At 63.7% G+C, this 12086-nt stretch carries 15 protein-coding genes; all 15 read left to right on the top strand.

The window, feature by feature from the left end; genetic code table 11:
* Window positions 1–4 precede the first annotated feature (4 nt).
* A complete protein-coding gene (locus PM2_RS10755) occupies window positions 5–742 on the top strand; it encodes a DUF5983 family protein (protein WP_017512403.1) in 738 nt (245 codons plus the stop codon).
* Window positions 743–839: 97 nt separating this feature from the next.
* Window positions 840–1118, top strand: a complete 279-nt coding sequence (locus tag PM2_RS10750; protein WP_009459701.1) for a hypothetical protein — start codon at window positions 840–842, stop codon at window positions 1116–1118.
* A gap of 289 nt (window positions 1119–1407) precedes the next feature.
* Window positions 1408–2220, top strand: coding sequence for a hypothetical protein (locus tag PM2_RS10745; RefSeq protein ID WP_023103925.1), 813 nt, complete (start codon window positions 1408–1410; stop codon window positions 2218–2220).
* A 124-nt stretch (window positions 2221–2344) separates the two neighbouring features.
* Window positions 2345–2698: a DUF3085 domain-containing protein gene (locus PM2_RS10740; protein WP_009459699.1), complete on the top strand. Its 354-nt coding sequence runs from the start codon at window positions 2345–2347 to the stop codon at window positions 2696–2698.
* A gap of 368 nt (window positions 2699–3066) precedes the next feature.
* Window positions 3067–3984, top strand: a complete 918-nt coding sequence (locus PM2_RS10735) for a DUF3577 domain-containing protein (protein WP_023103924.1) — start codon at window positions 3067–3069, stop codon at window positions 3982–3984.
* Window positions 3985–4041: 57 nt separating this feature from the next.
* On the top strand, window positions 4042–4731 hold the full coding sequence (locus PM2_RS10730; protein ID WP_023103923.1) for a DUF3275 family protein: 690 nt from the start codon (window positions 4042–4044) through the stop codon (window positions 4729–4731).
* Between the two features lie 94 nt (window positions 4732–4825).
* Window positions 4826–5149 carry a hypothetical protein gene (locus tag PM2_RS10725; protein ID WP_023103922.1) on the top strand — a complete coding sequence of 108 codons (324 nt, stop codon included), beginning with the start codon at window positions 4826–4828 and terminating at the stop codon, window positions 5147–5149.
* Between the two features lie 101 nt (window positions 5150–5250).
* A complete protein-coding gene (locus PM2_RS10720; protein WP_023103921.1) occupies window positions 5251–5658 on the top strand; it encodes a hypothetical protein in 408 nt (135 codons plus the stop codon).
* A gap of 16 nt (window positions 5659–5674) precedes the next feature.
* Window positions 5675–5935 carry a hypothetical protein gene (locus PM2_RS10715; RefSeq protein ID WP_023103920.1) on the top strand — a complete coding sequence of 87 codons (261 nt, stop codon included), beginning with the start codon at window positions 5675–5677 and terminating at the stop codon, window positions 5933–5935.
* Between the two features lie 78 nt (window positions 5936–6013).
* Window positions 6014–6661, top strand: a complete 648-nt coding sequence (locus PM2_RS10710; RefSeq protein ID WP_023103919.1) for a hypothetical protein — start codon at window positions 6014–6016, stop codon at window positions 6659–6661.
* A gap of 62 nt (window positions 6662–6723) precedes the next feature.
* Complete coding sequence (locus tag PM2_RS10705; RefSeq protein WP_028690959.1) at window positions 6724–7833, top strand: DUF6094 domain-containing protein; 1110 nt, start codon at window positions 6724–6726, stop codon at window positions 7831–7833.
* Window positions 7834–7883: 50 nt separating this feature from the next.
* A complete protein-coding gene (locus tag PM2_RS10700; RefSeq protein ID WP_023103917.1) occupies window positions 7884–8204 on the top strand; it encodes a hypothetical protein in 321 nt (106 codons plus the stop codon).
* A 90-nt stretch (window positions 8205–8294) separates the two neighbouring features.
* Entirely contained in the window at window positions 8295–8600 is a 306-nt protein-coding gene (locus tag PM2_RS10695) for a hypothetical protein (RefSeq protein WP_023103916.1), read from the top strand.
* A gap of 135 nt (window positions 8601–8735) precedes the next feature.
* Window positions 8736–11015 carry a helicase-related protein gene (locus PM2_RS10690; RefSeq protein ID WP_028690958.1) on the top strand — a complete coding sequence of 760 codons (2280 nt, stop codon included), beginning with the start codon at window positions 8736–8738 and terminating at the stop codon, window positions 11013–11015.
* 113 nt (window positions 11016–11128) lie between these two features.
* Window positions 11129–11998: a hypothetical protein gene (locus tag PM2_RS10685; protein WP_028690957.1), complete on the top strand. Its 870-nt coding sequence runs from the start codon at window positions 11129–11131 to the stop codon at window positions 11996–11998.
* Window positions 11999–12086 lie beyond the last annotated feature (88 nt).

Below are 12086 nucleotides of genomic sequence, written 5' to 3'. Positions count from 1 at the left end.
TCCCATGTCCCAGAAACCCAATCCCTTTCTCCGCGGCTACTGGAATCTGAAAATCGTCCGCACGCTGTGCATCGGCTACGACGACGGAAGCCCGCATGTCTGGCGAATCATCCACGCGAGTCAAAAGCACTTTTCCGACGAGGAACTGATTTCATCCTCGTGCATCGTCACCAGCGATTTCGCCGTGGTCAGGAATGGTCCCGAACCCGTGAGTGCCGAGGTGCTGGCCGAATGCGATACCGCAGAAGGTGTCAGCGGCGAAGGTGTAATCGGTGCCGTGGTCTATGCCATCCATGGCGACGACTTCGACGGTCGCCCCATCCACGTCGGCGACGCCTATTCGGCAGAGGCAGCGCGGGAAGTCGTACAGCGCCTGAGTTTCGAGACCGGCTACTACAGCCGGTGCTGGGAAATCAGCAGCGCACACATCAGCCAAGAAACCGGCCAATACCTCGCCAACCTGGCAGACCTCGCTACGCCGGAGGCATTCCTGTTCATCGCGTTCCGGGTTCCGTACAGCCCGGCGATCGGCATCAAGCTGATCTCCACTCCCTGGACGGACAAGAACCTGGACCACGCCGAGGGCATCAGTGCGGAGCAGCTTCGCCAGGAGCACCGAAGCAAGGGTATGCCGGATGACCTGGCGAACGTCATTGAACTGGCTGGCCAGGCCGACGTGCGCATCCTGATTCTCGACGCCGACGCACCCGTGCTGTTGGGCCTGCCGTTGGCCGAATCCTAGCAGCCGCTCGACGCAACATCCTTCCTCTTTGTTCTCCCCCATACCGGCCCGTCTCCCTCCCGGAGCCGGGCTGGTCCATTTTCATAGGAGCAACCTCATGTTCCCCGACCTCATCTCGCGCACGCCAGACTTCGAGCACCAGCTCGGCGCCTGCGTCAATGCCATGGGCCAGGACGACGCCATCGGCCAGATCCTGGTATTCGAGCGCATGAGCGGCACGCTGCACATGCGCCATATCGCCAGCGCCGACCTGGTGGACACCGACATTGACGACTACGAAATGGTCGTCTTCGACGGTGGCAACACCAGCGGCGATACATGGAAGCATGTCTTCTTCCCACGTCAGCGCGAGCACTACTTCGTGTACGAAGCCTGACCCAACCAAGCCCCTTTTCGAGGGGCTTTTTCTTGTCCGCAGCGCAGGAAAGCGGGTGCGACGCTGTGCGATTTCTTGCAGGCAGGCCGCCCATTCCAGAGCCATCCTTGCTCCATGTTCGTCGGCGTTGCCGACACATGCCCTGGCAGCCGAGACCTTCAAGGCTGCAAGTGCGGGAAACCGTGCTGGTCGTTTCTTCCTATGGACGTACCCCGTCCGTTCACGCCACCCACAAGGGACCTCTCCCTTGCGGGCGGGGAATCCCTTGTTCTTCCTCAAGGAGATTCCCATGGACCGTTCCCTCATCAAATCCATGATGCCTTCGCTTGTCGCGGGCCATGTCCCTCGCAACGTGCGTTCGTTCAAATACCGCGTATTCGATGATCAGCCGCAGTCCTCGACGTTGGGCTTCGCCATTGACCCTCAGCCCTTCAACGGCAAGGTAGTCTCCGCGACCGACGATGCCATCGTCGTCAAGCTCAAGCCTTCCGAGTTCGCCGTGCTCGATCCCAACCTGGTGACCACCGTTCCCAGCGAGGGCGCCAAGGTCCATGTCCAACCCTACGCCCGGCGACGTTTCGACGGGCTTCGCGCGGACACCCCGGAAGTCGTCACCGAGAAGACTTCGGATGGCACGCCTTACACCATCACGAGGCATATCCTTGGCAAAGCACCCGCCAAGCTGCCCATTCCCGAGCCGCAGTGCATGGAGCTGGGCCAACTCATCGAGCAGTTGGAGGAGATGCCCGCGCCCGACGGGTTCCGGTGCATCACCCACATGCTGGTCGATGCAGGTGCCCGCGACTTCGCCTGGGTCGATCCCAAGCCCTCCAGGATCATCGAGACCCCGCCGGCGATCAGCTTCACGGTCTCAACCACCAAGTTCGAGGGTCAGGTGACGATCCTCTACGACCGTGGCGGCGACACCTACGTGGTGGAGCTGCACCGCGACGGTGAGTTGGTCGATAGGCACGACGAGGTGTATTTCGACATGCTCGGTGAAGTGCTGGAGCGGCTCATCGACGACGGGCGCTGGCGCCTGATCGACGTGAGCGTGATCGACGCCAAAGCCTTTCGGCAACGTCAGGCGGTTCCAGCCTGACGTGCCAGACAGGAAGCCTAGCGGCACGACTGATCAGTCCACAGCCTACCGGCGACTGCCCCACAAGCCTTCCATCCGTTTCGGTGGAGGGCTTTTTTCTTCATCCATACAGGAGATTTCAACCATGTCACTGCGATTCAGAGGCTCCGACCTGCGCCCCGTGCTTGCCGAAGCCATCGCCAACCAATGCCGCGTCGCCCTGGCCAAGGACCAGGGCGTGTACTTCCTCGCCGAGCGCGGAGAGCGCCGCCCCGATGGCCGCGTGAAGCTGCTGGCCTATGCCGTCGGCTGCAACCCGGATACCGACCCGTTCGATGACTGGTGGGAACTGGCACGCGCCGAGCTTGGCGGCGACGACTTCGGCGAGTTCTTCGACCCGAAAGACAGCGTTTTCACTCGCATTCTGCAAAGCTCAGATGATCTGGAGCTGTCCGCCACCGCTACGTATCTGTCGCTGGCGGCGGTGGAATCGGCGTAGTCCAAAAATGTCCGCATACCCCTTGAAGCCCCCATTTCGGGGGCTTTCTTTTGGGCGGAACTGGGCAGCCTGGAAAAAATGGGAAGCGCCCGGATGCCGATTGATTGCTGTCGCGCGCGCGAGGCCCGGCCATGCTGACCCCATGCCTGCTGACGTTGTCAGCGACATGCCAAGCAACCATCGGTCTTCAAGGTTGCGTCGCAGTTCCCACTGCGTGACCGAGCCAGCTCGCACCGCATCCATCCGCGAGCGGCCACCAGTCTCTGGTGGCGGATGCTTTCGCCTTATCGACCCACCGCGGGGTTACGCACCTTTCCCCGCATGCGTGGGGCTGGTGTGTCTCCGCTTCTTCCCTATGGAGATTCACCATGAACACCACGTCCAACGAGAAATCGTATTTCGACCTCCACACCTCGGGCATCGGCTACATCCAGCGTGTCCGTGAAGTGCCTGTCCGGGGCGGCCGCCGTGCGCAGCCTTTCCTGGCATGCACCGTTGCCGCGCTGGTCGGCCCCGCCAGGGACCCCAGCTACCGCTACTTCGACGTCAAGGTCTCGGGTGCCGAGGCCAAGAACCTCGTCCAGCGCTACATCGGCGTTGACGATCCCAAGCAGCGCCCGCTGGTGCGCTTCCGCCTCGGCGACCTGTGGGGCGATGCGTACATCCGCGACAAGGGCGAGCGCAAGGGTGAAGCCGCCGCGTCCCTCAAGGCGCGACTGCTCAAGGCCGAGCCGCTTGACCGGGCCGAACTGGCTTCCATCAAGCAGCACGAGCTGATCACCCGCGGCATCGGCTACCTCAGCCGTCCGAAGGACGTCACCCCCAAGGATGGCGATCCGTTCCTGTCGTGCTGCGTCGCGGCTCTGGCCGGGCCTGTCGGTGAACCGGACTATCGGTACTTCGACACCATCGTCGCCACCCCTGAAGCCGAGCACCTGGTTCGCCGGTGCGTGCAGGCCATCGAAGGGGACCGCAAGGTGCTGATCGCCTTCAAGTTGAACGACATGAAGATCGATCCGTACATCCGCACCAAGGGTGAGCGCGCCGGGGAGCCGGGAGCGAGCCTGGAATCGACGCTGATCCACATCGGTCTGATCAAGATCGACGGCACCCAGGTCTATCCGACGAGCCAGGCGCAAGCCGAGGCGTCGCAGGCCGAGGACGCACCCGCGCCCGAAGCCGAGGACGCCGCCGACACCGCTGCCGACCAGCCTATCGAGCCCGCCGAGCGCGAGCCCGCAGGTGAAGTCGAAGAGCAGGAGCCGGCATTGGCTGCTTCGTTCTGATCCGGCATGGCCCCTCACGGGGCCTTGCCTTTTTCCTATTCCTCAAGGAGAAGCATCATGGCAGTCACATCGGCACCCGAGAAATCGGCCACTCCCATCATCGTCCCGGGCCAGCTCGCGCTGCGCACCATTCATGGCCGCAACGGAAAGTTCAATGTTGGCAAGCTCGAATGCCAACTCGGAAAATTCACGATTAAAGACGCGGAGTTGGAGCAATACCCCGAGGGCAAGTATCAAGGGGAGTTCGTCCTTCGCTACATCTTCCTCAAAGGCTATCCGATCAGCGACGGCAGCATGCGTTTCGAGATGCGCGCCAACCTGGACGGTATGACACTTTTCGGCATCGACAAGCTGAGCAAGGCCGAAGCACATAGCTTCGCCCCGCAGGAAGTCGATCCGCTCGATGAAGATCAAGGGACACAGCCTGCGACAACGCCGGCCAAACCCGCCAAGGCATCCAGGTCCGCCAAACCTGCACCCGTGCAGACGTCCGCGGACCCGCTGGTCGATACCACGCCCTTCGGCGTGGACGCGCCGCCTGCTGCGGCTGCTGCCCCCGGCAGCACCGAGGATGGCGACGCCGCGCTGTTCGGCCTGTTGTGGCCGCTGGGCGAGTCTGTGAAGCTGGATTCGACCATCGACCGCCGCGCCCTGCGCGCCCAGATCGCCCGCCTGGGCGAACTGGGCTACGCGCTGGACTTCAAGACGCAGGAGTGGAGCCGCCAGGCCGAACTGCAACCTGCGTGATTGCAGACACCGCATCCGCGGTGTTCTTCATCCACCCGCTGGGGTTCCTTCCCCATGCGGGGGTGGCCTCGGCTTTCTTCTGGAGGTCTCCATCATGTCCACCATCACTTGCGATACACCCCGTTCCGCGCTGGACGAAACCGCGTGGCGCGCCGTTTGCAAGACGGCCGCCGAGCATGCCCAACGTGGTTGCGGCCTGTCCTGGGATCACTGGGTCACGCTTTTCAGCTCGGAGATCGACGCGCAAGCCAGTCGATTGCCGGAAAGCCAGCGCGTTCATGCGCTGGAAATCGCGACCCAGGAATGGGACTACGCAACACCTGCCGAACGGCAGGAAACCCAGGACTGGCTCGCTGAAAACGGCTGCTGTTCGCATGGGATCACGCTGGGTTGCTGCCCGGCCGGTTGCGGTTCCTAGCCCGCACTGCATTCCATCGCCGCACACGCGGCATTCCATCACCCGCTGGGGGTTCTTCCCCACGGGGAGGCCTCTGGCTCTACTTCTTCAGGAGGCCTCTCATGGGCTGGTATTTCTCTCCCCAATCGCGGTCTGAACTGATCGCCGAACTGATCGCACCGCAGGAGACCGAGCGCGCCAGCGTGAAGGTCATCGCCCACACGCTGCGCGGCAACGTCCTCTGGTCCGTCGCGGAAGTGACGGCCAGGGCCGAAGGCGTGCATCGTGATCTCGCGCCGGGCCAGTCCCTGCGCTACATCCGCTGCGATCTTCTGGAGCGCAGCGGCAACCAGTGGGGCTACAAGCCGCTGGACGAGTCCATGCACCCATACTACTACTCGTGCCCGCTGTCCTATCTGGACCTCGCACCGGAGCAGTCCGCCGACTGGCGTGCAGGCGTTCGCGCCTACCACGCGCGGCGTCGTACACCCACGGTTGCCACGGCACCCGCCGCGGCACTATTGGCCTGAGCCAGGAGGAACCAACATGGACCCGATCCTGGCTGCGCTCCCCGCCTCGCTGTTAAAGCTCGTTGAAGGCAGTTTGTCCAACGACGAAGTTTCCTCCGACGAGGAAATGCTGGCGTACTTCATCGACAACGGCCTCACCGAGGAGCAGGCACGGCAGGCGCTGACCTATCGCGACCAGTACCTCAACAACATCTACCTGGACGGCTTCACGCCGATCACCGCGGTGGACGAGGCGCTTCACTTCAACCCGCACACCCGGCAGTTCGAGCCGGACTGAGCGGTTTTCTTCCACCCCCCCCGGGGCAGTACCTGCCCCGACGGGCGGTGCTGTTCCCGCTCATCCGAGGACACCACCATGCCCGCAAACACTTCTTCCACGCTGTACCGCATCGACGAATGCCCGGACGTGATGGCCGACGCCTGCGTTGGCGATGACCAGGGCAACCTGATCTTCCTGTCCATCTGGGCACGCGACACCGCCGTCCAGCAATTCCTCGCTCGCCTGACCCTCGGGCGCGACGAGCAGGGACTGGACCAGTTCCACGTCATCACCGACCAGGGCGGCAGCGTCCCGGTGTTCATCGGCAACGTCGATCGCCTGGAAAAGCGCATGACCCGCGCCTACCGGCGAACGCTGTTCGGTTCGCTGTCCAACGTGTGGCTGTTCGACCGGCGCTGCGTCAAGCCCGACAAGGCCAACGCCAGCGCATTGGCACTGCTGCCGCGCGACAGCGCCCACCGGCTTGACCGCCTGTGGATGCTGGTGCGGGACACCTGCCCGTTGCCGCTACTCGACCACTGGCGCGAGACCGTGCTGGAACTGCTGCAAAGCCGCGAGATGCTGGCCCGCCTTCCGTTCGCCCTCGGGCCGCTGGAAGGCCATCGGCTCGCCATCGACGTGCCGGCGCTGACCCTGGCGCTGGGCTCCCTGATCCGCAGTGACGCGCTCACCGCCTATCCCTATCCGACCAAGATTTGGACGCCGGAAGCGGTAGCGGCTTGACCCCCTCGGAGGCACGTCTCGGCGTGCTTCCGTCTTTCATCCCCGCCAACCAGGAGACTTCCATGGCCCTCATGTTCCCGCGGCTCGCCCGCAATTTCGCCAAGAACGGGTACTACCCGACCGACGAACCCACGCTCGAAAGAGCCCTCAACGCACTGATGCCCAGCGACGGGCCGATGTGCATCCTTGATCCCTGCGCCGGCGAAGGCGTGGCGATCGCCGAAGCCGCCTATGCCCTCGGGCGTGACCAGGCCAAGGCATTCGCGGTCGAGTTCGACGCGGAGCGGGCACGCCATGCCCGAGGCTTGGTCGATCACTGCCTGCACGCGGACCTGATGGACACGATGGTCTCCAAACAGTCCTTCGGGTTGCTCTGGCTCAACCCGCCGTATGGCGACCTGTCCAAGGACGTCAACGGCAACATCGGCTATCAAGGTCAGGGACGTGCCCGCCTCGAAAAGCTGTTCTATCAGCGTTCGCTGTCGCTGCTGCAGTACGGCGGCATGCTGGTCTTCATCGTCCCCGGCTACGTGCTCGACGCGGAGCTGGTTGGTTGGCTGACACGCCACTACACCGATCTGCGGATCTACCGAGCGGTGGAAACGCAGTTCAAGCAGGTGGTGATCTTTGGCCGAAGGGTGCGCCAGCGCGAGCAGGCCCCCGATGGCGTCAAGGCCGTGCGCAACTTGCTGCTGCAGGTTGGGCTTGGCGAAGTCGAAGCCGAGGAACTGCCGAGCGAATGGCCGTTCCTGCCGTACATCGTCCCCGCCAGTCCGGTCGAGCCGGAGCATTTCTTCCGCGTGACGATGGAGCCGGAGCAGTTCGCCGATGAGGTCGGTCGGCTGCAAGGCCTCTGGCCGTCGCTGGACACGCACCTGGGGGCCGCGCAGCAGTCGCTGCGTCCACCGGCGCGAGCCTTGTCCCACTGGCATCTCGCCCTGGCCTTGGCAGCGGGCGCGATCTCCGGCGTTGTGCGCTCCCAGACGGGGCGCGTGCTCGTCGTCAAAGGTGACACCCACAAGGACAAAACGCTCCAGCGGGAATTCACCGAACGCGAAGACGGCTCCATCGCCGAGACCCGCATCCTCACCGACAAGTTTGTGCCCGTCATCCGCGCGTGGGACATGACGCCTGGCTCCGCGACACGGGGCGAGGTGTTGACCATCCGCTGATCCACCGGACGCGCTGCCGTCCTGCTGTACCACATCGAAGGAGAAACACCATGTTCCCGAATCCGTTCAAGCGGCCAGCGCCGCACAAGCAACCGTTGTTCGCACCGAGTACGTTGAAGTTGAGCGAGAAGGTGCATTGGCTGGCCCGAAGAGGCCTGATCGACCCCTTAGCCTATGTCCAGCGCCATGTGCGCGGGGACTGGGGCGAGATCGATGAGGCCACACGCCAAGCCAACGACGTGGCGATCCAACAGGACAACCTGATGATCTCGCAGTTCAGGATCACGCCGGACCTGGCGCTAATCGTCAAGACCAGCGAGGACCACCAGACCACGGTGATCCAGCTTCCCGAAGAGCGGGACCTGATCTGACGTCCCCACATCGTCATCCTCATTCTCCTGACGGAGCCACTTCACTCCGGCAGGGGTGTCGTGGCTCAATGACTCATCAAGGAGGAGCCCATGGCATCACATCGCATCGAAACCTACTGTCAGAACCTGGCGTTCCCCATCGGGGCGCTTATCTTCAGCAAAGGCATTGACCGCCTGGTCCGCTCGGGTCGCCTCGACCCGATCCCGTACTTCAGGCGCCACACCCGTGGCGACTGGGGCGACGTCAACGTCCAGCAATGGCAGGCCAACAGCACCGCGCTTCAATCAGGCGCATCGCTGGCATCGCACTACGTGATCCATCCGGGGCTGGCCATTCGCATCGTTACCGACGCGGAGCGCCACGCCACCGTCATCGTTCTGCCGTCCGAGGACTGAGCACGGTTCAGCCGCTGGCCACCCAGGCCAGCACCTTCAACCACCGTCGGCCACGCGTCGATTTACTTCCCACCACGGGGCATGCCACTGCCCCGCTGGGGGTGGTGCATGCCCCTTTTTCTTTGGAGCATCACCATGTCCCTCGATCTCGAAACCAATGCCGCTGAAGCCGCGCCCGTACAGGGCGAACTGCTCGACGCGGAATCTTCCCCTCTGACCCTGAGCCTTCAGGATTTCGTCGGCGAGTTCGGCGACGAACTGCTCGACGCCCTCAACAGCGCCAACCCGCCGGTCTATACCGGCCAACCGCAAGCACATCGCCAGCTCATCGTCGCCAGCCTCAAGCGCAAGCTGTTCCAGGCCCAGGCCGAAGTCGTCCACGCCGCCGCGGAGCTGCTGATTGACCGTGGCGAGCGCGCCGCGATCGTCAATGGCGAGATGGGCTGCGGCAAGACGACCGTCGGCATCGCCACGGCCGCTGTGCTCAACGCCGAAGGCTACCGCCGGACCTTGGTTCTCTCGCCCCCGCACCTTGTTTACAAGTGGCGGCGCGAGATCCAGGAGACAGTAGCGGGCGCGAAGGTCTGGGTGCTCAACGGCCCCGATACCTTGGTCAAGCTCATCAAGCTGCGCGAGCAGTTGGGTGTGCAGCCGACCGGCCAGGAGTTCTTTGTCCTGGGGCGCGTCAGGATGCGGATGGGGTTCCACTGGAAGCCTGTCTTCACCCAGCGGCGCACCCGCCACGGCGACGTGGCGGCCTGCCCGGACTGCGGCACGGTCATCACCGACCTCGACGGCGAGCCGGTCAACCCGGTCGCGCTCGAAGCCGAGGAGTACCGCAGGAAGTGCAGCCATTGCGCAGCGCCCCTGTGGACGCTGATCCGCCCACGCAGCCTGTCCGGCAGCGACCAGTCCTCGGCCGTGCTGAAAGCCTTGAAGCGCATCCCGACCATCGGGGCAGTCACCGCGCAGAAGCTGATGCAGAAGTTCGGAGACGGCTTCCTGGCCTCGATGCTCGGCGACAACATCCATGAGTTCATCAACCTCATGGACGGCAACGGCGAGCTGGTGTTTTCCGACCGTCAGGCCACCCGCATGGAACGTGCGATGGCCAACATGGAGTTCGGCTTTGGCGAAGGCGGCTACCAGCCGTCCGAGTTCATCAAACGCTACCTGCCGCAAGGCACGTTCGACCTGCTCATCGCCGATGAGGCGCACGAGTACAAGAACGGCGGCAGTGCCCAAGGCCAGGCCATGGGCGTGCTGGCAGCGAAGGCTCGCAAGACCTTGCTGCTGACTGGCACGCTGATGGGCGGCTACGGGGACGACCTGTTCTACCTGCTGTTCCGAGCCCTTCCGGGGCGGATGATCGAAGACGGCTACCGCCCGACCACGAGCGGCAGCATGACCTCGGCCGCGATGGCGTTCATGCGCGATCACGGGGTCTTGAAGGACATCTACTCCGAGAGCACCGGCACGGCGCACAAGACGGCCAAGGGCACCAAGGTATCGGTGCGCACGGTCAAGGCCCCGGGCTTCGGCCCCAAGGGCGTCTTGCGCTGCATCCTGCCGTTCACGATCTTCCTCAAGCTCAAGGACATCGGCGGCAACATCCTGCCGCCGTATGACGAGGAGTTCCGCGAAGTCGCGATGGACACGGCGCAAGCCGCGGCCTACCGCGATCTGGCGGGTCGGCTGACCGCGGAGCTGAAACAGGCTCTTGCACGACGCGATACGACCTTGCTGGGTGTGGTGCTCAACGTGCTACTGGCCTGGCCAGATTGCTGCTTCCGGTCGGAGACCGTGGTGCATCCGCGCACGCGCAACACCTTGGCGTTCGTCCCGGCTCAGTTCAACGAGTTCGAGATCAGCCCCAAGGAGCGTGAGCTGATCGACATCTGCAAAGAGGAGAAGGCGCAGGGCCGCAAGGTGCTGGCCTACACGGTCTATACCGGCACGCGCGACACGACCAGCCGGTTGAAGGTGCTGCTGGAGCAGGAAGGCTTCAAGGTGGCGGTGCTGCGCGCAAGCGTGGATGCCAGCCGCCGCGAGGACTGGATCGCCGAACAACTGGACCGTGGCATCGATGTGCTCATCACCAACCCCGAGCTGGTTAAAACGGGACTGGACCTGTTGGAGTTTCCGACGATCGTGTTCATGCAGTCGGGCTACAACGTGTACTCGCTGCAGCAGGCGGCACGCCGCTCCTGGCGCATCGGGCAGAAGCAACCCGTGCGCGTGATCTACCTTGGCTACGCCGGCTCCTCGCAGATGACCTGCCTCGAACTGATGGCCAAGAAGATCATGGTCTCGCAGTCCACCTCGGGCGACGTGCCCGAATCAGGGTTGGACGTCCTGAACCAGGATGGTGATTCGGTCGAGGTCGCACTGGCCCGGCAACTGGTCGCCGCCTGATCCCCACGCCAACGCTGGCCTAACGCCGCCGGCTTTCCGCTGTTCCCACCTTGCAGCCACGTCCACGGTCTCCGTGGGCGTGGCTGCGCTTTTTCGATCCCAAGGAGATTTCCATGAACACCAATACCCAAGCAACGACCAAAGTCGTCAGTGCTCGCCTCACGCTGGACGTGACTTACCTGCTCAACGGCGAGGCCGAATCGGAAATGCTGGCACGGCTGCGCAGCATGTGCGAATACGCCATCGATGAGGGTCTGCTGACCGGCGAGACCGCCGCGGAAGTGGATAAGTGGTCGATCGATGTGTCCGAGCAGCCCTCGGAAGCTGAGAGTGACACCCTGGTAACCGAGATCGCCTCCTTCATGCGGCAGCGCATCGAAGACGGCAATCTGAACGCTGAAGACATCCCCGTGCGCCTGGCGCGCTACGGCCTGATGGCTCCCGAGGCATTCGCCGACGAGATGCGCGAGCGCATGGGTATGGCCGACGAAGAACCCGAGAGTCAGGCTGTCATCCCTCCGACCGAGCCTGCTGAAGGCGGCGAGATCGAGATGCAAGTCGCTGTCGCCTGCGTCGATGCTTCCGGCACCCCCAACATGCCGGTCTTCAAGGTCAGAACCACCCAGGAGGAATACGACCAGGGTGCCCACTACCACAAAGCCAAGGATCTGGCCGAAGAAGCCCGGTACGAAGGGCCGTTCGTCTGCTTCGACGCTGCCGAATATGGCCCCATCCTGTCGGCCGCCCGCGAACTGGGTCTTGTCCCGCAGGTCGTCGTGGTCGATATGACCGACGGCCAGATCCACTCCATCCGCTGCGACACCGGCGAGATCAAAGTCGTCTGCTACGACACCAGCGATACCGACGAGTACTCGGTGGCGATGGCGGACCGGCCGCTCGGCGAGAACGGCCAACTCGTGCGCTGCTGGGCGCATGCCCAACTGGCACAGGTCGATCCTGGCCTGAAGCTGGCTCGGGGTTGATTCGGCAGGGTCCGACCTGCGCTCTCATTGGCCCCTTCGGGGGCCTTTTTCTTTGGAGGGAGGCTGTCGGAAAATCGGACGGGGCGTG

This window comes from Pseudomonas monteilii NBRC 103158 = DSM 14164 (assembly GCF_000730605.1).
GTDB classification, from domain to species: domain Bacteria; phylum Pseudomonadota; class Gammaproteobacteria; order Pseudomonadales; family Pseudomonadaceae; genus Aquipseudomonas; species Aquipseudomonas monteilii.
Note: the sequence above shows the minus strand (reverse complement) of the source record. Positions and strands in the feature narration are given on the sequence as shown.